Here is a 23,555-nt window from a genome sequence, read left to right as displayed (position 1 = left end):
TTCCGAAGGAGCTGCTTTTTTCTCGCCGTTTATTCATATTTAAAAAGCGAAACAAAACTAACAATCAGTTTTGTTTCGCTCTCTTTTATTCTCTAATCGCTTAAGCTGTTTGTTTCAGCAACTTGTTTAAACCAATGACCTGATTTTTTGATGGTTTTGATTTGTGTATGGATATTTGTTGAAATAAAACCATAACGATTTTTATAGGCATTTGCCCATGACCAGCAGTCGATCGGTGTCCATAAGTGATAGCCAAAACAATTTGATCCTTCTTCGATCCCTTGATGCACCCACTCTAAATGCTCACGGATAAAATCGATCCGATAATCATCTTGGACAACGCCTGATTCATCCATGAAACGTTCTTCGCCTGAAATCCCCATCCCATTTTCAGAGACAAACCAAGGAATATTATTGTAGTTATCACGAATATTGATCGCGATATCATATAATGCTTTAGGATAAATTTCCCAGCCGCGGTCGATATTCATACGACGTCCCGGCATATTGTATTCGTCAAAATAACGATTTGGCAACCAGGCACCCACACTATTTGGTGCAACGTCTGGCGCTTTGACACGATTTGGATGATAGAAATTAACCCCTAGCACATCGATCGTATTTTCTTTGATGAGTGCTAACTCTTCTGGTGTACTTTCCCAAAGAACGCCATCCTTTTGCAGTAGTTCCACAAATTCTTTAGGAAATTCTCCGAGAACAGCTGTATCTAAAAACATCCGATTGTTAAATAACTCTGCAATATTAGCAGCGGCTAAATCTTCAGCATTTTCTGATCTTGGATAAGTCGGTGTCAAATTAAGAATGATCCCGATTCTTCCACCTTCATTTTGTAGGCCTAATCTTCTGAAAGCTTGAACTGCTTTTGCAGAAGCTAAATTCAAATTATAGGCAACTTGTACGGCTTTTTTGCCATCAACGATTTTAGGATAATGGAATTGATGTAAATATTCACCTTCCACTACAACGATCGGCTCATTATGTGTGAACCAGTCCTTCACTCGATCACCGAATAATTCAAAACATTTTTCCGCAAATTTTACATACAGATCAACCACATGTTTTGATTCCCAACCACCGTATTTGTGATAAAGCTCCACAGGTAAATCAAAGTGATGCAGATTCATCACTGGACGAATTCCTGCTTCAAGAAACGCATCGATCACTTCATTATAGAAACGAACACCGTCTTCATCGACTGTTCCTGTCTCAAAATCATCGATCAAACGGGTCCATTGGATCGATGTTCTCACACTATTCAATCCAATTTTTTTCATCATTGCGATATCTTCTTTAAAACTATTATAGAAATTTGAGGTTACATCCGGACCCACTTGATCATAAAAATCTTGTGGTTCGATCTCATACCAATGATCAAACATGTTGGCATGTTTTTTATTAAATCTTCCTTCACTTTGCGGGCCTGATGTTGCTGCACCCCACCAAAAATCTTCTTTAAATGTTTTCACTATGAAATTACCTGCTTTCATTTAATAATCAATTATTCTTTCATGTATTATTATAATAGGAAAACGTTTTAATGTCTATACTTTTAAATAAAAAGAATGCATTTGTATTCAGCTACAAAAAAAGAGCCAGAACCATACATTCGTCCTGACTCTTTGATTTGCTAAGGATTTTTCGTTAAAATAACGCGATCGATATTCACCCAAGCATTTGCTGATGCTTTTGTATAAAAACCAATCTCAGCCGTACCGTTTGTCACTTTGATATTGCCTATCTCTATTCGAGTCCAAGTGCTTTTACCTGCGGTCGGCACTGTGAGTTCTGTCCCACCATAGTTTTTGATATACATTTGACTTGTTGTGAAACTTCCACCTGACATCACATATGCTGATAGCGTATAAGTGCCATTTTGCAGCCCAGTTCGTTTTTGATAGGTAGATGCTTCATAGGCATTGCTGGACCAAAAGCTTAGTTTGTACTTGCCTGCAAAATCAGTATCTTCTGTTTTTATCGTTCCAACTACAGCGCCTGTTCCGTACCAGTTCGTCCAATTAGCAGGTGTATTGGTATAACCATTTAATTCAAAGCTTGGATTATCAATATAATTTACTGAAGCAGCTGAGTTTCCTACACTAAAAGCTTTCAAACTAGGTAATGCATTGCCATTGAAATCAAACATTGCCTGATTGTCCCATTCATTCCCTGTTTCATCTGTGACCCCTAGGTAGTTCATCCCCGCTTGCGTCGCCCAGGAAACAGCACCATTATACCAAAGCGGTTCCCAATAAAAGAATCCCGTTCCCTTATTATTCGGTACTTCTTTGATTGCTGTGATCAAGTCTGTCAAATAGCGATATTGTCCATTTGAACTTGCTTCATATCCTGCTGTTGCAGCTTCTACTGAAGTAAACGCATTTGTTTTATTATCTGCATTATTTGTTGTGTGACCATAAGCTGTTTCTACGACAACGACATCTTTAGCATACCGCTGACTGATCGTATCCATCGTATGTTGTAGATTTGCCATCGACCCATGCCAATAGGGATAATAAGAAATCCCGATCAAATCATAATTGACCTTTCGAGCAGTAATTTCATCAAACCACCACTGGAACAAACTCGTATCACCACCATCAGCAACATGCAGCATGATCGGTGTATAAGACGTTTGAGTATCTTTGACCGCTTTAATACCAGAATTTAAAAATGTTGCCAATCGATCGAACTCACCACCGCCTTGTCCCCAGCTTTTTCCATAGGGCCACAGCATGCCGCTATTGAGCTCATTCCCTATTTGAACCATATCTGGAAAAGCCCCTGCTGATTTCATTTGGGTCAAGACCGTTTTGGTATAATCATAAACTGCGGTATTCATTTGATCAAAAGAGTAAGAAGCCCATGCTTTAGGTACATTTTGTTTTCCTGGATCTACCCAAAAATCGCTGTAGTGAAAATCCAATAAAACTTTAAGATTGAGTGCCTTTGCTCTTTTCGCTAAGGAAATCGTTGTTGCGAGATCATTCGTTCCGGCGCCATAAGAATTACCGGCACTATCATATGGGTTATTCCATAAACGTAGTCGGACATAATTGACACCATTATTTTTTAAAATTTGCAACGCATCTTTTTGTGTGCCATTTTCATAATATTTCCCACCTGACTTCTCCATATCAGCCAAGATCGAAATATCTGCACCACTAATAAACTCTGCCTTAACAACCATCGAACCAAACGTAAATGTCAGAACCAACAGGAACACCGAAAAAAGCCACGAGACCATTTTCTTCTTCATTTCTTGAACCTCCATTTTCAATTATTGTTAAATTGCCCTAAGACAAAATCAACCGCCTTTTTAGAATCTCTTGTCAGTTGAATGTATTCTGCTCCTTTTGTACCGATCAGCTTGATACCTAAACGATCAGCATCCTCTTTGATATCTTCATAGTGGGAGTTTACTTGCGGTGCTAGTACGATCATGTCAAAATTTTCCATTATTTCATAATGAGAACCATATGCACCCGCTTCAGCAGTGATCGCAACTTCATATTCTTCGGCACCATCTTTTAATGCATTCGCTAACATAGCACTTGTACCAGCACCAGCACATAATACTAAAACATTGATTTCTTTTGATGGTTGTTCTTTCTCTGTAGGTAAATCACCACTTGATTCCTTGTCAGTCAACACAGCTGCACTGGCAATGACTGATCCGAAAGCCGGCTCCAACAGCTCTTCGATTACATTTTCTTCCACATTCTGCATTTCTTGTTCCACTAGCTCTGCATCGTACGCTTTACAGAAAGGCAAATAGATGATCACGTCGACTGCGATCAAAACAACTGCAAGCACAACAGCCCAAACCCCCATGCCTGTCCCTAAAATCAATCCGATTGGCGCAGGTGTTGCCCATGGAAGAACATACATAAAACTGTTCATACCGATCACGTCGACAAAAAATTTGAATAAACAAACATTGACCATGGGTGTAATCAAAAATGGAATAAAGAAATATGGATTCAAAATCATTGGTGCTGCAAATAATAACGGCTCATTCACTGCAAAACAGACTGGAACAACAGATGCTTTGCCGACTGCTTTCAGCTGTTTGGATTTTGCAAATAAGAGAAAAATGAATGGGACAACAAGTGTTGCTCCAGTCCCGCCCATCGTACCAACAAAATTGCCTAATCCTACAGTCAACACTTTAGATGCCTGTTCTCCAGAATTAAACAACTCCAGATTCGTTTCCACATTGGCATAAATGATTGCTGCGATTGCCGGCTCCACGATCGAAGGTCCGTGAACGCCAACAAACCAAAAGAGCGCCATCGCTCCCCAAATAAGTGCAATTCCAAGGTAACCATCTGCTGCTGAAAATAATGGCTGTAATAAAGTAATGATGCCTTCTGCAAAAGAAACTTTGAAGAAATTACGCATCACTAAATCGATGATCACCATACAAAATACTGAAAAAGCGAAAGGAAAAATATCCTTAAACGTTTGTGAAATGGTTCCTGGAACTTCTTTCGGCATTTTGATCGTGATATTTCGTTTAACACAAAACTTGTATACATTAACAGTAACGAATGCTGATACAAAGGCAGCGATCAACCCTTTTGTTCCCATATACTCAACAGAGAAACCGCCTTCAATTTGATTGACACTCAATAAAACAAAACCAACAATTGCTGCAAGCATAGTGGATGTTGCATTGATTGTGGTATTTTTCGGCATTTTTCGATTCATCGATTCTGCTAAACACCTAGCTGTTGTTGCAGCAACCAAAAGTCCCACAAGTCCCATTGAATACCCATAAACTTTCCAAAGCCAAGCTGATACAGCTTCAGGCCAGGCGTAACCTAATACTTCCGGGACAGCTGCGATCAAAATAAAAATACTAGAAAATAAAATGACGGGCATAGCTGTTAAAAAACCATCTCGAATAGCGCCTAAATAGATATTTCGGGAGATTTTCTCAAAAAATGGTTTTCCTTTTTCAATCTGCTTGATGATTGCATTCATTCTGTACTCCTCCTAGTCAGATCACTGATTTTTTTTATATAATTCGATAAAATCCTGTACAAGTTCTCTTAGTAAAAGTGTCGTCATCAAATGATCTTGTCCATGAATAAATATAAATCCCAAATCAAGATCACTCCCCGAAGCTTCTTCAGCCAAAATCTTTGTTTGTGCATTGTGGGCAAGTGTTAAGTTTTCATCGGCCTCTTTCAGTGCTTCGTTTACATGCTCAAAATTACCACCGCGAACTTCTTTCAATAAATTCAAGATCGTACTTCTTGCATCTCCAGAATAAGCAACGATCTCGAAACCCAGCATCTGCAATTCTTCTTTTGTACTCATTTTTTTACTCCTCACTTTGTTTAGTTTAGCCTTATTAGATAATCGTCTTCGTCTGACTGACAAATTTATACCAGTAAGCTGATTCTTTCGGATAGCGTTTTTGTGTATCAAAATCAACATAAAAAAGACCATACCGTTTATTGTAGCCATTGGTCCATGAGAAAAGATCCATCAGTGACCACAGAAAATATCCTTTTACATTCACACCCTCTTGGATCGAACGGCTGATTGCTTCCAAGTAGACTTTCAAATACTCAATTCGCGGTCCATCCATAATAACCCCATCTTCAAAATCATCTTTATAACCCATTCCATTTTCAGTGATATAAATTTGCTTATACGATGGGTAATCTTTTTTGATCCGCATCAACATATCATACATACCTTCTGGATAAATCAACCAGTCCCAATCCGTTCTTGACAGCCCTTCTTTATAAATTCGTTCGCCTATTCCTTTTACTCGATATACTGAAGTGCCTTTATCACCCGTACCGTTATGATAGATTTCACTTTCTCCATTATAGGCTTTTACAAAATGACACTGGTAGTGATTGATCCCTAAATAGTCATTGCGTGTAGAGGCTTTCTTCATGACCTCAAAATCTTCCTCTGAAAAAGAATAGCTTGCCTGATTTGCTTCACAAATTTCATCTAAAGCTTTTAATGTTTCTTCAGAATAATATCCTAGGTAAGTCGCATCTAATAAAAAGCGAACAGATAAAGCATCATCTAAAAATGCAGCATGCTGATCTTCTAATGAATCTGTTGCAGGATATTTCGTTTCCAATGAATGAACGACACCAATTTGGCCAGCGTAGCCTTTTTCTTTAAATAAGTTCACTGTTTTTGCATGTGTGACCATCATGTTATGCAGGCATTGAATGACTTTCGTAAAATCAAATTTGATCGATGGAGGAAAAACTCCTAAAAGATATTGATTTGTCGCTACAGGATAAATCTCATTGAATGTACTCCAATGTTTGACTTCACTAAATTCCTCAAAGCAAAATTCGGCATATTTTACAAACGCTTCCATTGTTTCTCTATTTAAAAAATCTCCCTTATCAAATAGTGGTTTCGGTGTATCGAAATGATGCAGCGTTACGAAAGGGGTTACATTTCTCTTTTTACATTCAGCAAACACATTGTGATAAAAATCTACTCCTTCTTGATTCACTGTACCGTTTCCACTCGGAAAAATTCTAGTCCATGCGATGGATAAACGAATTCCGTTGACACCAAATTGTTCACATAAGCGAATATCTTCAGGATACTGATGATAAAAATCACTCGCCGGATCAGGACTAAAGCGTCCTTGCTTTTCTAAAAACTCATCCCAAGCTACCGCGCCTTTACCGCCTTCTTTTGTTGCACCTTCTGCCTGATAAGCTGCTGTCGCCCCACCGAAAATAAAATCCTCTGGTAATGTCCAGACCATTATTTCTTCCTCCTCTTAATGAACGAAAGTTTATTTTTGTTGATTTAAAGTTCGTTTTTGTTCGTTTCATATTCTAATATTACTTTCATATTTTCGAATTGTCAACAAATAAAACACATAAAAACGATATCTTATCTTTTTTCTTCAACCCATAATTGTTTGTTTTTGTTCGTTTTATTTTGACTTGTGTGTTTTTTTATGTTAAATTGTTTGTAAAATAAGTGAAAGGAACAATCAAGATGTTAAAAAGAGAGCGTTTACTCAAAATCATCGAAATGGCAAATGCCCAAGGGATCATTACTGTCAATGAAATTATTCAGGCGTTGTCTGTATCAGATATGACAGTCAGAAGAGATCTTGATGAGCTGGATAAAGCAGGAAAAATACTAAGGATCCATGGCGGTGCCCAAAGCTTATCCTATTCTATCGATAAAGAGCTTTCTCATAATGAAAAAAAAGCTGTTCAGATAGAAGAAAAAAAGCAGATTGCCCAACTAGCAGCATCTTTTATTCAAGATGGAGATACAGTTTTCTTAGGACCCGGAACAACAATGGAGCTTTTAGCTTCATTGCTATCAACAAAACGAATACGGATCATCACAAATAATTACCCTGTTTTTGATATTCTAGCGCAACATGAAATTTCAGACATTCTTTTAGTTGGTGGCGATTATCGTCAAAATACAGGGGCTTTTGTTGGACCGATCGTAAATGATACATTAAAAAAATTGAAGTTTACTAAAGCATTTATTAGTGCAAACGGTATTCATAATGAAGCAATCTCCACCTATAACATCGAAGAAGGAGAGGCCCAGAAAATCGCTTTGAACAACTCACGGACAAAATTCATTTTAGCCGACCATCAAAAGCTGAACCGTGATGATTTTTATGTTTTCTATAATCTGCATGATATGGATTATTTGATTACTGATGATGCCGTCATTGAAGATGTACAGCAGCACTATGAACAGTATGTAGCAGTAAAAATCGCTAAAAAAACAGAGTGATAAAAGGAGTGATCAAGGTGAATGGAATTATTTTTGACTTTAATGGAACAATGTTTTTAGATTCTCATCTTCATGAGGAGGCTTGGCTTCACATGATCAAAAAATATTCCTCAGCAGATCTTACAGAAGATGATATCTTACTGAATATTCATGGACGTACAAACAATGAAATCTTGACTCATTTCATTTCAAACAAGCTAAATCAAGAGCAAATCGAGCAGCTTTCTTACGAGAAAGAAGCACTTTATCGAGAAATGTGTTTAAAAAATCCTGAACAACTAGAATTGACAGCAGGTTTGACCACAACACTTGATCGATTGAAAAAAGCTGCTGTTCCAATGACCATAGCTACAGCAACAACAAAGGAAAATCTAGATTTTTACTTTGATATTTTTCATTTAGAGAAATGGTTCGATCCTACAACTGTGGTTTATGATAATGGAACATTTCCTGGAAAACCTGCACCAGATATTTTTATCCTTGCCGCAAAAAAATTAGCACTTCCTCCAACACAATGCCTTGTGATCGAAGATGCCTTCTCTGGTTTGACTGCTGCAAAAAACGCAGGGATCGGAACTATCATTGCCATTGATCCTTTCGAGAAAAATGGCCTGTTATTCAAAGAAGCAGGACTAGGTACGAACGGTCTGATCAAAAATTTTGAAAACTTTTTCGAGACTTTCATCGCTAGAGAAACAATAGTTTGATTCATGAAAAAGAGGAACACTGTGGGGAAGCTGCCCCAACAGTGTTCCTCTTTTTTAAACGATCAATTGTTTTCGCTCATTATAATATTCTTTATACGCCAGATAAGTTGCAATCACTGAACCAATACTTGTTGCAGACAGCAACATAAAGGTCACCATGATTTGATATTTAATCGCATGTACTGGATCGACACCAGCAAAAATCAACCCAGACATCATTCCCGGCAGACTAACGATCCCCACTGTTTTAGCTGAATCGATGGTCGGTGCCATCCCCGTACGGATACTTTCTTTGACGATCGTAATAGATGCTAATTTGATCGAAGCACCTAACGCAAGTTTTTCTAGAACGGCCTGTCTTTGATCATGAAATAGACGATCCAAGCTTCTATAGCACAAACCTATCGCAATCATCGAGTTACTGGCGATCATTCCGCTGATCGGTACGATTTGGGAAGGGATAAAGCGAATCGCACCTGATAAAATCAAAACACCGATCGTTACGATCGTACTCGAAGCAATGGCAATCAATGAAATCCAAAAACCTTTTTTTAAATGCCCATTACGTTTTTTAGCATTCAAAGAAGCATTGATGATAATAATTGCGGTCATTGCCAACGTCAAAAAGACATTGTTGACTTGAAAAATATATTTAAGTAAATAACCAACGATCACTAATTGAATGATCGCTCGAAATACACTGATCAAAATATCCTTCGTAAATCCAAGTTTTTCTTTATAGCTAATAACGATCGAAACAAGCACAAGAACTGCCGCTAATGTCAACGACAAATTATTTACTGCTAGATTCATTTTCCACTACCTGCCCCTCTTTGATTTGGATCAGCTTTTGCGCATTTGCTATTTCCTGATTATCATGAGTGACCCGGATCAACGTCACTTTTCGTTCACGGTTCAGTGCCGTCAGCCACTGATTGACGATTTCTTTGCTCTGTTGATCCAACCCCGCTGTCACTTCATCGAGTAATAAAACCTTTGGTAAAAAAAGCACATTTCGAATCAATGCCACGCGTTGTTTCTCTCCACCTGATAGTTCTTTGATCGGCTTATTCAAATAATCTGGTTTCAACTGCATATCATCCAAAAGCTCTATCGCATGCCGCTCATCAAATGACTTCTTACGAATTTGATAAGGAAATAAAAAATTATCCTTTACCGTATCACCAAACAATGATGGTTGTTGAAAACAATAAGAGACTGCCATACGATATTCTTCGATCGGCAAAGTCGAACTGTCCGCTCCTTCAAAAATGATTTTTCCTTTCGTCGGCGTCAGCAGTGATGCCAAAAGTTTTAATAAGGTACTTTTCCCACTGCCAGAGGGTCCTGTGATCGTCACATGACTGCCTGATTCAATCATGATCGAAATATCCTGAAGGATCATCTGCTGATCAGATTCATAAAAAAGAGATTCTGTTGTTAAGATCGGCTCCACGTTTTATCTACTCCTATCCTATTTTTACTAATATCATCTTCTATCTTACCGTCCAGTGCATTTTGACTCAATAGTTAATTTGATCAAACAAAAAAAAACGAAACAACCAATAATCCTCTTTGATCGCTCGTAGAGTTTTACTCGTTGCTTCGTCTTTACTTAGTTTTTTTGAAATGATGTTAATCATACGTAAAAATCAGTGCTGTTCCATTTAGATCTGGCACGATCAACGCATTATCATTTTTTTCATGAGCAATTGCTTGTTCCTGCAAATGCTTTTGTAATTGCTCATAAGCTTCTTTATTTGGCAATGAAAATGTATAGGATTCTAAGCCAAATTGTTCCGGCTGCATTTTCGGCAGATCACGGCTTTCCCAAACATTCATACCAATATGATGATGGTAATTACCAGCCGCAAAAAACTTCGCCTGACGCCCAAAATTGTATTTTAGCGAAAAGCCGATTTTCTCCATAAACGCCCCTGACTTTTCTATGTCAGAAACACTCAAATGAATATGCCCAATTTTTGATCCCAAAGGCATTCCACGCCAAGTTCTATCAGCCTCAGCAATAATCCCGTCTGCATCAAGTTCTTCTGTGACGCCGACGATTTCACCGTTTTCTCGGATATCCCAGTCTTCCATTGGACGATCACGATAAATTTCGATCCCATTTCCTTCTGGATCTGAGAAATAGAGTGCTTCACTATAGCCATGCTCGCCAGCACCGATTTCGATATTGTTTTGCAATAACCATAACAGTGTATTGCCTAAGTCTTTTCTTGTTGGAAGTAAAAAGGCGATGTGATACAATCCTGCCGTCTTTATCGTTTCTTGAGGTTCTGGTAGTTGTTTTACTACTAAAATAATTTTTTCAGGAGTTCCTTGAGCACTTAGATAAGCCGTTTGTACTTCTGACTTAACAAGCATCAGTCCAACGATTTCAGTGTAAAACGCAACCATTTTCTCTAGATTTTTTACTTTTAAAACAACTTGACTTGGATGTGTCTCAGCAGATAATTGAAACATCGTGATCCCTTCTTTCTCCCAGCTTGAACTTTTTTTAACCGAATGTTTTAAAGCGAGCGCTGTCTTCCATGTATTCTTTTGAACCGGCTGCTTCTTCGATCGAACCAAAGACTAATTGTCCTCTTAATTTCCAGTTACTTGGAATCGACCATTCTTTAGCAACAGCTTCATCGATCACTGGATTGTAGTGTTGTAGGTTTGCACCAATATTTTCTTGAGCTAATGCAGTCCAAACGTTTGCTTGTGTCAAACCACTTGCTTGTTCTGACCAGATTGGGAAGTTTTCTGCATATAATTCAAATTGTTCTTGTAAAGATTTCACTACGTCTTGATCTTCGAAGAATAAAATCGTTCCTTTACCTGCTGCAAAGCTTTGTAATTTTGCTTGAGTATTCGGGAAAGCTTCTGCTGGTGTTAGAGGTTTCAATGCTTCTTCAGTGATTGACCATAATTTTTTATGTGCGTCTCCAAATAAGAAAACAACACGTTGAGTTTGTGAGTTGAATGAAGATGGGCTTTCTCTTACAACTTCTTTAACTAACGCTTCGATCTCTTCATTTGATTTCGTTACGTTTGTTCCTAAAGCGTAGATTGAGCGGCGTTTTTTTAATGCTTGAATAAATTCTGTCATGGGTATTTCTCCTTTTCGATTTCAAATAGTTTTTAGATTACTTACACAGTATATACTCTTACTAAAAGTAAGTAAAGAGTTTTGACTTACTTTTTATAAGTTTTTTTGAAAATGAAAAGAAAAGCCTGCAACCATAAGATCTTTGTTGCAAGCTTTTTGTCTTTTCTATCTAAATATAATCAATGTCACTAACGTAATAATTGCCGGCACACCTTGTTTTAAGAGAATCGATTTTGACGAGGTGAGTCCGCCATATACGGCTGCCACCACCACACAGCTAATAAAAAAGGTTACGACTGCCCAAGAATTGGACGCGAAAAATGCGCCCCATAAAATACCCGTCGCTAAAAATCCATTATACAATCCTTGATTCTTAAATAAGGTCTGTACGCGTTCATCTGATAAAAATTCTTTATCTAAACCGAAGGCCTGTTGCGCTTTCGTTGACGTTGTCTGAAACATCTCTAAATATAAAATGTAATAATGTTCAAGTGCAACAATCACTGCTAAAACTAAAGGAATCATCTGCATTGTAGGTTTCTCCTATCTCCAAAAAGTAATATCTTCTGCTGGTAAACGATAAGAAGGATAGCCTGCTTCTTTGGCTTTTCCGATCGATACGATCATTATAGGATAGTATTGTTCTGGGTCCAACTGTAATGCTTCAGTGATTTTTTCACGGTCAAAGCCGCCGATCGGATTCGTATCATAGCCATACGCGCGCGCCACAAGCATCAAATTCATAGCAGCTAATGAACCATCGATCAAAACCGTTTCTTTTTTCACGTCCAAAGGCATTTTTTCCATCAACGGACTAAACATTTCCAGTTGTCGTTCTTTTACATCTTGAGGCATCAGGTTTTGTTCGACCGCCGTACCATAAATTTTTTCTGCCTGTGCAAAATTATCCAGGTCACCAAAAATCACGACCATTGCCGCTGATGTTTCATTTTGCAATTTATTGAAATGAACTAAAGGAGCCAAGGTTTCTTTCCCTTCATCACTGCTCACTACAACAAAACGCCACGGCTGCATGTTGATCGATGATGGTGCTGTAACAGTATCATTGATGATTTGTTCCATTTCTTCTTTAGAAATTTTAACCGCTGGATCATAGTTACGAACAGATCTCCGGCCTTTTAATATTTTTGAAAAGTCGTTTTCTTTATATGTGTTTTGCATAATATCCCTCATTTCCTTTTTTTGTTCGAAAATATTCGAACTATTAAAATATAGCATTGTCTAAGTAATATGTAAAGTAGAAGGTTTGTGGTATACTCATCCTATGAATAATAAATATGATTCCAATAAAAATGACCCTGTTTTACTCGCTCTTCAGGCCGTTAGTGATCCGATCCGCTTGAATATTTTGACTTGTTTACTGATAGATGGCGAGAAACGAATCACCTCAGAAACCTACAATATTGTTAAATCCACACTTTCCCATCATGTAAAGTTGTTAAAAGATGCCCAGTTGATCCGTGAAAACAAAGTAGGCACCACTAAAAAATATGCACTGAATCAGACGTATATCGAACGAGAATTACCTGGTCTGATTGAACTTATTCGCCACAGAGCAAAAAAACAGAACGGTTAAAGAGAGCGAAACAAAACTAAAAATCAGTTTTGTTTCGCTCTCTAAATTCGAATAAACGGCGAGAAAAAAGTAACTACTACGCTACGCTTCGATCACATCAGCTAACGCATACAGTTCCACTATTGTTCAAAGAACAAAGTGAAGCCAGCAACATTCTAAGTGCTAAAGCATTAAGAGTTTAAGGCTTTGTAAATAAGCCGAAATTGCTGTAAACACAACGAAGAATGAGTTGATGCTTTCTCGTCAAAGACTCGTCGCAGATAAACAGTGTTGCACAGTACCTACTACACTTCGTTTCGATCTCATCAATCTCTAAGGATCAAAGATCCTAAGAATTGAAGGACTTGGTTCTTAGAGCTAAACACTTTTGTCTCAGCCTCTTCTGGCTATACTTTTTTCGTAAGCCCTAGGATAGCTCTCGCTTCTTCCGGCGTTGCCGGTTCTTTCCCTAATTCTTTGATCAAGGTTTTTGAACGTTCCACAAAGTCAACATTCGATTCAGCTAACTGACCTTTAAACAAGTAGCTATTGTCTTCCATTCCAACTCGAACATGACCGCCGAGCGCCAATGTCGTCATCAGGATAGGTGTACTTTCTTTACCGATCCCAAAAGCACTCCATGTCGCATTTTCAGGAAGTAAGCTTTTTAGATAAACTAAATTTTCAACTGTTGCCGCAATACCGCCTGGTGCACCTAATACAAACTGAAAATGCAGCGGCTCTTTTAAAATGCCTTTTTTAGCATAATACAGCGCGTTGTACAACATCCCTGGATCAAAAACTTCAATCTCTGGTTTCACATTGACTTCCTGCATTTTCTTCCCTAATTTTTCTAAAAACAGAGGATTATTTTCAAATACTGTCGTATGCTGCCAGTTCATCGTACCGCAGTCATAACTAGCGATTTCCGGGAGCAGCTCTACAAATGGTTTCATTCGCTCATCATCATTGAAGCCAGTTCCACCAGATGTAGTAATGTTGATGACGATATCACATTTTGATCGAATCAATTCCACTGTTTCTTTAAATTTCTCAAAATCCATCGTTGGATTTCCAGCTTCATCTCTTACATGGATGTGGGCGATCGCCGCACCTGCTTGATAGCATTTGTACACCTCATCAGCGATCTCAACTGGTGTTAGAGGGACATTCGGATTATGTTCCTTCGTCGTATAACCGCCTGTTGTCGCAACGGTGATGATTACTTTATTTTTCAATTTTATCAGACCTTTCTATTCGTCGATCATAGCAACAGCTCTGATCCAGCCGCCGCTTGCTGCTTTTAATTTTACAGGAAAACAACTGAATTTAAATCCTGTTGCAGGCACTTGATCCAGATTCGCTAATTTTTCGATATGGCAGTATGCTTTTTCGATTCCGGCAAAATGACCTTCCCAAATGATACTTTTGTCGCCAGTTTCATCAAATTCTTTGCCGACGATTTTAAGCGGGCGATCCCAGCTCCATGCATCTATTCCCATCACATGGATGCCTTGTTCGATCAACCATAACGTAACCTCTCTGCCCATTCCGCAACCGGCTGAAAGATACTCGATCGATCCCCATTTTTTAGAGGCTCCAGTATTTACCAAGACGATATCGCCTGGCTTCAAGGTATAGTTTAAGCGTTCAAATTCTTTTTCAAAATCTTCGATCGTTGCAGCAGAACCATCTGGTTTATGTGTAAAATCAACGACTACACCATCACCATAGCACCATTCAAGCGGTACTTCATCGATCGTCCATGCACGTTCACCATTATTCATTGTTGGATGGTAATGATAAGGTGCATCTAAATGTGTGCCTGCATGAGTAGTCAATGTCACATCTTCCAAAGCCCAAGCCAAGCCATCCGGCAAATCTTCAGGTGTAGCCGTTCCAAAAAAACTCAACATGTACTCGATGCTGTCTTTATGATCCTTATATTTGATCTCTGGAATCATTCCCACAGGATCAGACGGCAAACCACTTTCAATCGTTGTACTCAAGTCGACAAATTTCATATTTCTTTCCTCCTAAATAAGTTATTCTCTTTAAAATAAAACAGCTAAAAGTAATGCTGCGATAAACGCGATGAAACTTCCTACTACAACAGATATAAACAAATTTTTGTACGTTTCTTTATGTGTCAATCCCGTCAATGCATACATCGACAGTAAAGCGCCGCATTGAGGCAGACAAGTCAATACACCTGAAGCAATCGCTGACATTCGATGAATGATGGCTGGGTCGATCCCCATATCGACATAAGGCTGGACAAAATTGTTCATTACGATCCCTAGCGCACCAGAAGATGAACCAGTTACACCTGCCATGGCGCCTGTCAAAATCGATAAACTGATCAACGGATTTCCAGGAATGCTTTGAATGCCCGCTAAAATCGTTTGAAACCCTGCTGCTGATGCTACTACAGAACCAAAACCAACAGCCGAAGCAGAAAAAATCGTTGGTGAAATCGCTCCTGTTGCCCCCAGATTTAGAACTTGTTTATGGCTTTCAATGTAGGGATGGAATACAGCAGCTGAAAGAATGATCGATACCGTAAGTGCTGGAATGATAATGTTGCTGACTTTAAAAAAGCTGCCGACAAAAATAATAATGATCAATGTTACCAACGGCAAAAGACTTATAATCAAGCTCGGTTGTTTTCCTTCTGTTTTTACGTCTTCTTTTTTCGCATACTTTTGATCGAAGGTCTCACCATTATTCAATGCTGTTTTAAGTTCTCTTTTCATACACCATAATCCCCAGATCGTCACTACGATCGAGGCAACAATGCCAAGGATAGGAGCTGCTGTCAAAGTAGTACCTAAAGTCATCGTTGGGATGACATTTTGAATAGCAGGTGTTCCCGGCATCATCGTCATCGTTACAGTTGCAACCCCTAAAAAATAAGGTGTGATGATCAGACGCCAAGGAATATTCAATTTTTCAAATAGATTTCTTGCCAAAGGAACGACCGCAAATAGAACAACGAATAAGCTCACACCGCCATAGGTCAATAATAGGCTCATTAGAAAAATCGCCACTAAAACAGAATAAGGTTTTTCCGTCCCAGTCAATTTCAAAATACCATTTGCAATTGAATTAGCTGCACCGCTTTCTTCAATATATTTCGCTAACACAGAGCCTAGTAGAAAAATAATAAAGAATGAGGAAACAAATCCTGATAATCCACCCATATATGAGTTTGGTCCTTTTAATAGGCTATCCAAGATCGGCATTTGATTCGTCAGCATAACAAGTAAGGCACAAAGCGGAGAAATAACTAAAATATTAATGCCTTTCAATGACAAGTAAATAATTAGACCTGTCGCAAAAACGACCCCTGCAATCGCTAAAATTTCCATTAGTTGGACTCCTTTCGTTCAACGATCATCGATACGCCCATGCCGCCGCCAACACATAATGTGGCTAGACCTGTTTTCGCTTTATTCGCTTCCAAGCCATGTAACAGCGTGGTTAAAATCCGAGCACCTGAGGCTCCAATAGGATGACCTAATGCAATTGCTCCACCATAGATATTTGTTTTTTCTAAATCTAAACCAAGTTCTGCTGCAACTGTAAGTGATTGTGCCGCAAAAGCTTCATTCGATTCTACTAAATCAATTTCCTTGATGCACATGCCGATTTTATCAAGAGCTTTCCTCGTTGAAACAACAGGACCATAGCCCATAATATCAGGTTCCACTCCTTCAAAAGCATAGCTTTTGATTGTTGCCATATAAGAAATGCCAAGCGTCTCAGCTTTTTCTTTGCTCATCAAAAGCAGCATTGCTGCACCATCATTGATACCGGAAGCATTGCCGGCTGTTACAGTGCCATCTGCCTTAAAGACAGCTTTTAGATTGCCTAATTTTTCAAGTGATAGGCCTGCGCGAGGACCTTCATCTGTTGTCATATCAAAGGGAGCTTTTTTCTTTTGCTGTATAGTGATCGGTACGATTTCTTCTTCAAATTGATGATTTTCAATTGCTCTCAATGCCTTTTCCTGACTGTTCAACGCAAAAGCATCCTGTTCTTCACGGCTGATATGAAAACGTTCTGCTAAATTCTCAGCTGTGATTCCCATATGGATGCCGGAAAATGCATCTGTTAATCCATCAGATAATATCGTATCCGTTAATTGACTATGCCCCATTCTCATCCCCCAACGACTATCAGATGAAACATATCCAGCCTGACTCATACTTTCTGTTCCGCCAACTAAAACAACCTCTCGATCCCCAGATAAAATTGCCTGAACACCATTGATAACAGCCTTCATTCCTGAGCCGCAAACATTCCCAACAGTGGAAGCTGGTACTGAAAATGGTAATCCAGCGTGTACAGCAACTTGTCGAGCCACATTTTGACCTTTACCAGCAGATAAGACATTTCCGATGATGACTTCTTCGATCATTTCTTTAGATACGCCAGCTCTGACGATCAAGCCTTCCACAGCTTTCACACCTAAATCAACGGCTGAAAACGATGCTAGTGTACCGCCAAAGGTACCGATCGGCGTTCTCATCGCTGATACAACCACTACTTCTCTCATATTACTCTCTCCTTTAATTCAATAGTTCTGGAAGAATATCAAACTCTGCTTCAGTCGAAGCCTTGATTTCTTCTAAATTACTTCCTTCACAAATTTCAATAAGCGTTAAGCGATTTTCAATAAATTTGAAGACAGCCAGCTCTGTGACGATCATTGAAACCGCACCGCTGGCTGTGAGCGGTAATGTACAAGCTTTTAAAATTTTTGGTTCCTTATTTTTAGTCATATGCTCCATCGCAATAATAACTTTTTTGGCTCCCGCTACAAGATCCATAGCTCCACCCATTCCCGGAATCAGCTTACCAGGAATCATCCAGTTTGCTAAATTTCCATTTTGATCCACTTGCAGCCCACCTAAAACGGTGATATCGATATGCCCTCCCCGAATAAGAGAAAAGGAAGTTAGGCTATCAATAAATGTTCCGCCTTTGATAATTCCTGCTGGTGCACCACCGGCATTCACTAAAGTTGGCTCAATTTGATTTTCCAAAGGTTTGTCAATACCAACGACCCCATTTTCAGATTGTAAAAATACAGTAATGCTTGGATCGATGTAATTTGCGACTAATGTCGGCATTCCGATACCTAAATTGACCACATCACCATCTCTTAGTTCTTTCGCTACCCGCTTTGTAATTTTATCTTTTACCCGCATTGTTCTTCTCCTTCACCAAGATTTTATCGACAACCACAAATGGTGTCACGATTTCTTCTGGATCAAGCTCCCCCACTTCTACCAGTTCATCAACTTCAACGATCACTGTTTTTGCCGCTAATGCCATTACTGGATTAAAATTACGTGCTGCTTTTTGGTAAACAAGATTTCCTAAAGAATCTGCTTTATATGCTTTGATCAACGCAACATCGGCAGTCAATGGGGCTTCCAAAAGATATTTTTCCCCATCAACAGAAATAATTTCTTTGCCTTCTTCTACAATGGTCCCTAGTCCAGTTGGTGTCAGAAAACCGCCAAGCCCCGAACCGCCAGCATGGATCTTTTCGGCTAATGTTCCTTGCGGCACCAATTCTACCTCTATTTCTTTGTTGATCATTTGTCGACCTGTTTCAGCGTTCATCCCAATATGTGAGGCAATAACTTTACGAACTTTATGCTGCAACAATAAATGACCAATCCCCAATCTATCTTGATCATCGGAAGAAACACCAGTATCATTACTAATGATCGTTAAATCTTCCAGCTCACTTTCAGCAATCGCTCGAATCGCTGTATCCGGAGTTCCCACTGACATGAAACCGCCGATCATGATCGTCTCTCCTGTATGAATTAAATTTATTAGATCTTTTTGATTTATCCTTTTCATAACTTCCTCCATCGCCTTTGATTAAAACGGTTGCATTTCCTTATACACTAATAATATCAATGCTTTTTTTTCACGTCTAAGACTTTATTTTCATAACACCTATATGTTAAAGTTATAGGTATAGAATAGTTTATAGGAAGAAATATTTACTAAAGGAGGAGAATCATTTGGATATCAAGCAATTAAAATATTTTGTGACGATCGTCGATTCCGATAATAATTTATCTGCCGCGGCAAAAAAAATGCACCTTTCCCAACCTGCATTGAGTAAGATGATCAAAACGTTTGAAGAAGAAGAAAATGTCGAGTTGTTTATACGCAAACAAGGAAAACTTTCCGCTTTAACCGCTGTTGGGGAAACGTTTTACGAGCAAGCCATCGAAGTCATTGCTTCTTATGAAGAAATGATGAAACAGCTCGAAGAAAAAAATCAGTTTTTGACTGGTAGTATCACGATCGGGATCCCGCCATTGATTCTTTCTCTGGTTTTTGCGAATTTTTTATCTCAGTTTATTCTAGAACATCCTGAGATAAGAATAAACATTGTCGAAGAAGGTGCGTATGAGCTAAAAAAAATGCTGCTGGTCAATGAAATCGATCTAGCTATTTTACTGCAGCCGACAGAATTAGCGAATATCGAGGAACATACGTTGGTAGAAGATGAGCTGTATGCATTTATGAGTATCAACAATGCCTATGCTGAAAAGGAATGGATCACTTGGGAACAACTGGCAAAGGAGCCGTTGGCATTATTCAACGATACCTTCATGATCCATCATTTGGTCATGAGTTATTTTGACAAGCTAAATTTAAAGCCAATGATAAAAATCCAATCTGGTGCGTGGGATTTACTGCTGAAAATGACCTTTAATACAGCGTTTTTGACTATTCTGCCAGCTCCTGTCAAAGATTTCATTCAAGAACGGGATTACAAAGCTGTTCGAATCCAACATCCATTATCTTGGAAAGTCACTGTCTGTCGTCCAAAAAAGAAAAATTACTTAAATGTCGAAAAATTTGTTTTAAAAAGTATCTTAGAACATTTTTCTAAACCGAATAATTAAAAAAAGAGACCGAACTCTATCCTATAATGATCAGTAGAAGGTACCTTCTATTGATCATTATAGACAGAAATCTCAGTCTCTTCTTTTTTATTCACCCATTTTTATTACGATTTTTCCGACCGCATGATGAGTTTCGCTCAAAGCATGTGCATCATAAACACCTTGTCTTGAGAATGGGAAAACCTCTCCAACAACAGAAGTAACTTTCCCTTTTGCCATTAAATCAGCGATTTTACTCAACTGCTCACCATCTGGCTGTAGCCAAATACCTTCCGCTCGAATATTTTTTTCTTTGGCAAGTTCTTCGTCTACGATCCCAACGATCGAAATCAAGCGTCCAGTGTCAGCTTTTAGGACCTTGAAACTATTTTTTTGAACGTCGCCGCCCATCGTATCAAACACTAAATCGATATCCGATAAAACATCTGTAAAATCTGTTGTATGATAATCGATCACTTCATCTGCACCTAATTTGTTCAATAACTCATGATTTTTTTCACTAGCTGTTGTAATCACATAGGCACCTGCTTCTTTTGCTAATTGGATCGCATAAGTTCCCACGCCGCCTGCACCCGCATGGATCAAGACTTTTTCACCTTTTTTAAGGTCGCCATGATCGAACAATGCTTGCCAAGCAGTCAGCCCTGCTAATGGCACAGCGGCAGCTTCTTCAAAGCTAATATTTTCAGGGATCGCTGCTAATAAATGATCATCGACGATCGTTTCTTCTGCATAAGTGCCAAAACGAGTGGTTTCAGGACGAGCGAAAACTTTATCGCCGACTTTCCACTCTGTTACAAGGCTTCCAACCTCAGTGATCACACCGGCAACATCCCAGCCTAAAATAATTGGAAATTCCCAGTCGAACATTTGCTTCAAATAGCCTTCTCTAAGTTTCCAGTCGATCGGATTGATCGACGTTGCATATTCCTTTACTAATACTTGATGTTCTTTTAATTCAGGTAAGGTAACCTCTTGTTCTTCTAAGACATCCTTACTGCCATATTGATTGATGACTACTGCTCTCATGATCGTTCCTCCGTTTTTCAACAAAATGTAAACTTAGTATACTCCTTTTTGTTTATTTAGGTAACTAATATGCTTACTAAAAGAAAGTAAAAAAAAGACAAAGCAAAATGAGCTGTTGTCTTTGCTTTGTCAATCGATTTTCTATTTATTTTTATTCATAACGTAAAGATTCGATTGGATCTAATTTGGCCGCTCTTCTTGCTGGTAATGTTCCTGCTAAGAAAGCAATTGCCATGATCACTAAGATAATCACGAGTGAAGACCCTGCTGAAAATTGGATCAGTGTAAATCCAGTCAATGCTTCTAAGAATGAATCTGCCGCGATTTGGTTCACTAGTGCGCCAACACCGACTGCTCCTAAAATTCCTAATACTGAGCCTAAGAATCCAATCAACGCTGCTTCTACACTAAAAATCGTAAAGACTTTACCACTACTTAATCCCATTGCTTTCATTAAGCCGATCTCTCTTGTGCGCTCTTGAACGGACATGTACAACGTATTGATGATCCCAAAGCTTGCTGCTAATAATGCAATCGCCCCAAACATTGTTAAGACTCCTGTAATTGCATTGATGATATTTCTGATCATACCGATTTCATCTTCCACGGTCGATCCAGTATAACCTGCTTTGTCCAAACGATCTTTAATTGCCGTAATGTCTTCTTTTGTACTATTTTTGTCCGCAGCTGCAATGACCATTCCATATTGGTTTTGCATGTTTTCCGGCAGACCTTCTTCATTGATTTCAACCAGTTTATCTACTAATGAGCGGTTCATCAATGACATACCACCTTGAATCAAGCTGGTATTACGAACGCCAACGATTTTTGCTTCAACCACTTTTTCTTCTCCGCCAAGCGTTGGAGCTGTTCCTAGTTTCACGGTTTTACCAACTGCGTCCTTACTTGATTTGAAGCCAAGTGATTTCACATATTCAGGTGCTAAATTGATTTCAAATGCTGTGCTGTCTTGAGAAACAGTTTTGCCCGTTTCCAGATCGATATTCATATCTTCCATCGTCGAACTTGCAGAAAATACATATTTTTCACCGTTTGTACCTTCGATATAATCGATCGTTGCAGATTTCATCGGTTCAACAGAATCGATCCCTTTAAGTTCTTTTATTTTTTCGACATCTTTCTCTGTCATTGCCTGTATTTGTGACATTGTGCTGGTCTTTTTATCTGGATCATATTTTGTAGGCTCATCGCTATTGCCCATGTTCATCTCCATTTTCGGCTGAACAAAAATCTGATTTTCTCCGCCGACACTGCCAACTTGCTTATCGATATAGTCATTCACACCAATATTGACCCCTGTCGTCAATGAGATAGTAAAAGCACCAATAAAAATTGCAACAATCGTCAGAATCGTCCGACCTTTGTTACGCATTAAGTTTGAACTTGCTGATTTTAAAATATCGCTGAATTTCATCTACTCATCTCCTCCTATGATCAAGCCGTCACGAACATGGATCTGACGATCACAGCGGGCCGCAAGTTCTGGGTCATGCGTTACAATGATCAGCGTGATGCCTTTTTTCTTATTCAAATCAAATAAAAGCTGTTCGATTTTATCTCCTGTTGCCGAATCCAGATTCCCCGTTGGTTCATCAGCAAAAATGATTTTCGGATTATTGACTAACGCACGCGCAATACAAACACGTTGCTTTTGTCCACCAGATAAGTTATTGGCTTTGTTATTGATTTTATCTTCTAAATCAACAGCTTTAAGTGCTTCAAGCGCCATTTTCTTGCGCTTACCACTAGAGATCCCACCGATTTTTAACGGCAGCATCACATTGTTTAAAACGGTATCTTTAGGGTTCATAAAGAATTGCTGGAAGACAAAACCGAATTGTTCATTCCTTGTTTTATCTAATTGTTTTTTACTGATGCTGGTAACATTTTGATTATTTAATAAAATTTCACCGGATGTTGGTTTATCCAACAATGCAAGAATATGCATAAATGTTGATTTTCCTGATCCACTTTTCCCGATGATCGCTACAGATTCGCCTTCTTCAACTGATAGATCCACACCTTTTAAGGCATCGAATCTTGATTCGTTTCGTCCATAGCTTTTTTTTATGTTTTTAGCTTCGATTACAGACATTTTATCCCTCCATTTTTTGACTTACTGCTTGATTTAGTAAGTGATGACTCTTCCAGTTTTCCCTTTTTCCACATACAACCTCCTGCTACCCTTACTATTTTGAACTAAGTTACTTTTCTTGTCATGGTACCTTAGACCTATAAACAGATAGACTTTAGGTGGATATTGAAAAAACAACACAAAACAAGTCAAGAGACTGCTCTGCGTTGCTTTTTTCAATATTTTATAACATGGTGTTTCGATTCTCATTTCAGGTCATCAACCTTTTTTGAAG

General features: G+C 38.7%; 24 protein-coding genes and 1 pseudogene. 4 read left to right on the top strand and 21 right to left on the bottom strand.

All coding sequences use genetic code 11. The annotated features are described in order from the left end of the window. Window positions 1-92 precede the first annotated feature (92 nt). From IGI58_RS11085 to lacG, 6 genes and pseudogenes are all read right to left on the bottom strand, one after another. On the bottom strand, window positions 93-1,508 hold the full coding sequence (locus IGI58_RS11085) for a glycoside hydrolase family 1 protein (protein ID WP_429953348.1): 1,416 nt from the start codon (window positions 1,506-1,508) through the stop codon (window positions 93-95). Between the two features lie 140 nt (window positions 1,509-1,648). Then, window positions 1,649-3,208 carry a glycoside hydrolase family 53 protein gene (locus tag IGI58_RS11080; protein WP_429955313.1) on the bottom strand — a complete coding sequence of 520 codons (1,560 nt, stop codon included), beginning with the start codon at window positions 3,206-3,208 and terminating at the stop codon, window positions 1,649-1,651. Window positions 3,209-3,294: 86 nt separating this feature from the next. Beyond that, window positions 3,295-3,747, bottom strand: coding sequence for a lactose/cellobiose PTS transporter subunit IIB (locus tag IGI58_RS11075; protein WP_412523580.1), 453 nt, complete (start codon window positions 3,745-3,747; stop codon window positions 3,295-3,297). Further along, window positions 3,738-5,007, bottom strand: a pseudogene (locus tag IGI58_RS11070) (PTS transporter subunit EIIC); the annotation flags it as partial. The gene IGI58_RS11075 and the pseudogene IGI58_RS11070, both read right to left, overlap by 10 nt. A gap of 21 nt (window positions 5,008-5,028) precedes the next feature. Beyond that, the gene (locus tag IGI58_RS11065; RefSeq protein ID WP_225534832.1) at window positions 5,029-5,346 is read right to left on the bottom strand and encodes a PTS lactose/cellobiose transporter subunit IIA; all 318 of its coding nucleotides are present in this window, start codon (window positions 5,344-5,346) and stop codon (window positions 5,029-5,031) included. A gap of 34 nt (window positions 5,347-5,380) precedes the next feature. After that, a complete protein-coding gene (gene lacG, locus IGI58_RS11060; RefSeq protein WP_429953349.1) occupies window positions 5,381-6,784 on the bottom strand; it encodes a 6-phospho-beta-galactosidase in 1,404 nt (467 codons plus the stop codon). Window positions 6,785-7,023: 239 nt separating this feature from the next. Between lacG and IGI58_RS11055 the strand changes: the two genes are divergently transcribed. After that, window positions 7,024-7,791: a DeoR/GlpR family DNA-binding transcription regulator gene (locus tag IGI58_RS11055; protein ID WP_429953350.1), complete on the top strand. Its 768-nt coding sequence runs from the start codon at window positions 7,024-7,026 to the stop codon at window positions 7,789-7,791. Window positions 7,792-7,808: 17 nt separating this feature from the next. Next, window positions 7,809-8,498, top strand: coding sequence for an HAD family hydrolase (locus tag IGI58_RS11050; protein ID WP_429953351.1), 690 nt, complete (start codon window positions 7,809-7,811; stop codon window positions 8,496-8,498). 54 nt (window positions 8,499-8,552) lie between these two features. Here the strand turns inward: IGI58_RS11050 and IGI58_RS11045 are convergent, their stop codons facing one another. From IGI58_RS11045 to IGI58_RS11020, 6 genes are all read right to left on the bottom strand, one after another. Further along, on the bottom strand, window positions 8,553-9,311 hold the full coding sequence (locus IGI58_RS11045; protein WP_225534828.1) for an ABC transporter permease: 759 nt from the start codon (window positions 9,309-9,311) through the stop codon (window positions 8,553-8,555). After that, window positions 9,292-9,954 (bottom strand): ABC transporter ATP-binding protein, encoded by a 663-nt coding sequence (locus IGI58_RS11040; protein ID WP_429953353.1) that lies wholly within the window; start codon window positions 9,952-9,954, stop codon window positions 9,292-9,294. Before IGI58_RS11040 ends, IGI58_RS11045 begins: the two co-directional genes overlap by 20 nt. A gap of 179 nt (window positions 9,955-10,133) precedes the next feature. Continuing rightward, the gene (locus IGI58_RS11035) at window positions 10,134-10,982 is read right to left on the bottom strand and encodes a VOC family protein (RefSeq protein ID WP_429953354.1); all 849 of its coding nucleotides are present in this window, start codon (window positions 10,980-10,982) and stop codon (window positions 10,134-10,136) included. Window positions 10,983-11,016: 34 nt separating this feature from the next. Next, window positions 11,017-11,613, bottom strand: coding sequence for a nitroreductase family protein (locus IGI58_RS11030; RefSeq protein ID WP_087642170.1), 597 nt, complete (start codon window positions 11,611-11,613; stop codon window positions 11,017-11,019). Window positions 11,614-11,778: 165 nt separating this feature from the next. After that, window positions 11,779-12,144 carry a DUF1304 domain-containing protein gene (locus IGI58_RS11025; RefSeq protein ID WP_087642169.1) on the bottom strand — a complete coding sequence of 122 codons (366 nt, stop codon included), beginning with the start codon at window positions 12,142-12,144 and terminating at the stop codon, window positions 11,779-11,781. A gap of 12 nt (window positions 12,145-12,156) precedes the next feature. Further along, the gene (locus IGI58_RS11020) at window positions 12,157-12,795 is read right to left on the bottom strand and encodes a nitroreductase family protein (RefSeq protein WP_087642168.1); all 639 of its coding nucleotides are present in this window, start codon (window positions 12,793-12,795) and stop codon (window positions 12,157-12,159) included. A gap of 103 nt (window positions 12,796-12,898) precedes the next feature. Here IGI58_RS11020 and IGI58_RS11015 point away from each other — a divergent pair, with 103 nt between their 5' ends. Continuing rightward, window positions 12,899-13,210 (top strand): ArsR/SmtB family transcription factor, encoded by a 312-nt coding sequence (locus tag IGI58_RS11015; RefSeq protein WP_429953356.1) that lies wholly within the window; start codon window positions 12,899-12,901, stop codon window positions 13,208-13,210. 386 nt (window positions 13,211-13,596) lie between these two features. Here the strand turns inward: IGI58_RS11015 and IGI58_RS11010 are convergent, their stop codons facing one another. Genes IGI58_RS11010 through IGI58_RS10985 form a run of 6 tightly spaced genes read right to left on the bottom strand, consistent with a single transcriptional unit; the run spans window position 13,597 to window position 19,072 of the window. After that, window positions 13,597-14,427: a 3-keto-5-aminohexanoate cleavage protein gene (locus tag IGI58_RS11010; protein ID WP_429953357.1), complete on the bottom strand. Its 831-nt coding sequence runs from the start codon at window positions 14,425-14,427 to the stop codon at window positions 13,597-13,599. A 15-nt stretch (window positions 14,428-14,442) separates the two neighbouring features. Continuing rightward, window positions 14,443-15,213 carry a cyclase family protein gene (locus IGI58_RS11005; RefSeq protein ID WP_429953359.1) on the bottom strand — a complete coding sequence of 257 codons (771 nt, stop codon included), beginning with the start codon at window positions 15,211-15,213 and terminating at the stop codon, window positions 14,443-14,445. 30 nt (window positions 15,214-15,243) lie between these two features. Further along, window positions 15,244-16,560: a GntP family permease gene (locus IGI58_RS11000; protein ID WP_429953360.1), complete on the bottom strand. Its 1,317-nt coding sequence runs from the start codon at window positions 16,558-16,560 to the stop codon at window positions 15,244-15,246. Further along, entirely contained in the window at window positions 16,560-17,750 is a 1,191-nt protein-coding gene (locus IGI58_RS10995) for an acetyl-CoA C-acetyltransferase (protein ID WP_429953362.1), read from the bottom strand. The genes IGI58_RS11000 and IGI58_RS10995 overlap by 1 nt, the downstream gene beginning before the upstream one ends. Window positions 17,751-17,763: 13 nt before the next feature. Further along, window positions 17,764-18,405 carry a 3-oxoacid CoA-transferase subunit B gene (locus IGI58_RS10990; RefSeq protein WP_225534820.1) on the bottom strand — a complete coding sequence of 214 codons (642 nt, stop codon included), beginning with the start codon at window positions 18,403-18,405 and terminating at the stop codon, window positions 17,764-17,766. After that, window positions 18,389-19,072, bottom strand: coding sequence for a CoA transferase subunit A (locus IGI58_RS10985; RefSeq protein WP_087642161.1), 684 nt, complete (start codon window positions 19,070-19,072; stop codon window positions 18,389-18,391). The genes IGI58_RS10990 and IGI58_RS10985 overlap by 17 nt, the downstream gene beginning before the upstream one ends. 167 nt (window positions 19,073-19,239) lie before the next feature. Between IGI58_RS10985 and IGI58_RS10980 the strand changes: the two genes are divergently transcribed. Next, window positions 19,240-20,136: a LysR family transcriptional regulator gene (locus IGI58_RS10980; RefSeq protein WP_087642160.1), complete on the top strand. Its 897-nt coding sequence runs from the start codon at window positions 19,240-19,242 to the stop codon at window positions 20,134-20,136. A gap of 87 nt (window positions 20,137-20,223) precedes the next feature. On the opposite strand, the gene IGI58_RS10975 is transcribed toward IGI58_RS10980, so the two are convergent. The 3 genes from IGI58_RS10975 to IGI58_RS10965 form a co-directional block, all read right to left on the bottom strand. Next, window positions 20,224-21,165 (bottom strand): NADP-dependent oxidoreductase, encoded by a 942-nt coding sequence (locus IGI58_RS10975; RefSeq protein ID WP_429953364.1) that lies wholly within the window; start codon window positions 21,163-21,165, stop codon window positions 20,224-20,226. 151 nt (window positions 21,166-21,316) lie between these two features. After that, on the bottom strand, window positions 21,317-22,600 hold the full coding sequence (locus IGI58_RS10970) for an ABC transporter permease (protein ID WP_087642158.1): 1,284 nt from the start codon (window positions 22,598-22,600) through the stop codon (window positions 21,317-21,319). Beyond that, window positions 22,601-23,281 (bottom strand): ABC transporter ATP-binding protein, encoded by a 681-nt coding sequence (locus IGI58_RS10965; RefSeq protein WP_225534815.1) that lies wholly within the window; start codon window positions 23,279-23,281, stop codon window positions 22,601-22,603. It lies immediately after the preceding gene. Window positions 23,282-23,555 lie beyond the last annotated feature (274 nt).

This window comes from Enterococcus sp. AZ020, from assembly GCF_050499205.1.
In the GTDB taxonomy this organism is placed as follows: Bacteria; Bacillota; Bacilli; order Lactobacillales; family Enterococcaceae; genus Enterococcus_L; species Enterococcus_L dunnyi.
Note: the sequence above shows the minus strand (reverse complement) of the source record. Positions and strands in the feature narration are given on the sequence as shown.

Coding starts and splice junctions, on each gene's coding strand:
- lacG (WP_429953349.1), bottom strand. CDS start 6,784: ATGGTCTGGACATTACCAGAGGATTTTATTTTCGGTGGGGCGACAGCA.
- IGI58_RS11025 (WP_087642169.1), bottom strand. CDS start 12,144: ATGCAGATGATTCCTTTAGTTTTAGCAGTGATTGTTGCACTTGAACAT.
- IGI58_RS11085 (WP_429953348.1), bottom strand. CDS start 1,508: ATGAAAGCAGGTAATTTCATAGTGAAAACATTTAAAGAAGATTTTTGG.
- IGI58_RS11035 (WP_429953354.1), bottom strand. CDS start 10,982: ATGTTTCAATTATCTGCTGAGACACATCCAAGTCAAGTTGTTTTAAAA.
- IGI58_RS10990 (WP_225534820.1), bottom strand. CDS start 18,405: ATGCGGGTAAAAGATAAAATTACAAAGCGGGTAGCGAAAGAACTAAGA.
- IGI58_RS11075 (WP_412523580.1), bottom strand. CDS start 3,747: ATGCAGAATGTGGAAGAAAATGTAATCGAAGAGCTGTTGGAGCCGGCT.
- IGI58_RS11065 (WP_225534832.1), bottom strand. CDS start 5,346: ATGAGTACAAAAGAAGAATTGCAGATGCTGGGTTTCGAGATCGTTGCT.
- IGI58_RS11000 (WP_429953360.1), bottom strand. CDS start 16,560: ATGGAAATTTTAGCGATTGCAGGGGTCGTTTTTGCGACAGGTCTAATT.
- IGI58_RS11005 (WP_429953359.1), bottom strand. CDS start 15,213: ATGAAATTTGTCGACTTGAGTACAACGATTGAAAGTGGTTTGCCGTCT.
- IGI58_RS10995 (WP_429953362.1), bottom strand. CDS start 17,750: ATGAGAGAAGTAGTGGTTGTATCAGCGATGAGAACGCCGATCGGTACC.
- IGI58_RS10975 (WP_429953364.1), bottom strand. CDS start 21,165: ATGAGAGCAGTAGTCATCAATCAATATGGCAGTAAGGATGTCTTAGAA.
- IGI58_RS10985 (WP_087642161.1), bottom strand. CDS start 19,072: ATGAAAAGGATAAATCAAAAAGATCTAATAAATTTAATTCATACAGGA.
- IGI58_RS11055 (WP_429953350.1), top strand. CDS start 7,024: ATGTTAAAAAGAGAGCGTTTACTCAAAATCATCGAAATGGCAAATGCC.
- IGI58_RS11020 (WP_087642168.1), bottom strand. CDS start 12,795: ATGCAAAACACATATAAAGAAAACGACTTTTCAAAAATATTAAAAGGC.
- IGI58_RS11015 (WP_429953356.1), top strand. CDS start 12,899: ATGAATAATAAATATGATTCCAATAAAAATGACCCTGTTTTACTCGCT.
- IGI58_RS10965 (WP_225534815.1), bottom strand. CDS start 23,281: ATGTCTGTAATCGAAGCTAAAAACATAAAAAAAAGCTATGGACGAAAC.
- IGI58_RS10970 (WP_087642158.1), bottom strand. CDS start 22,600: ATGAAATTCAGCGATATTTTAAAATCAGCAAGTTCAAACTTAATGCGT.
- IGI58_RS11080 (WP_429955313.1), bottom strand. CDS start 3,208: ATGGTTGTTAAGGCAGAGTTTATTAGTGGTGCAGATATTTCGATCTTG.
- IGI58_RS11045 (WP_225534828.1), bottom strand. CDS start 9,311: ATGAATCTAGCAGTAAATAATTTGTCGTTGACATTAGCGGCAGTTCTT.
- IGI58_RS11030 (WP_087642170.1), bottom strand. CDS start 11,613: ATGACAGAATTTATTCAAGCATTAAAAAAACGCCGCTCAATCTACGCT.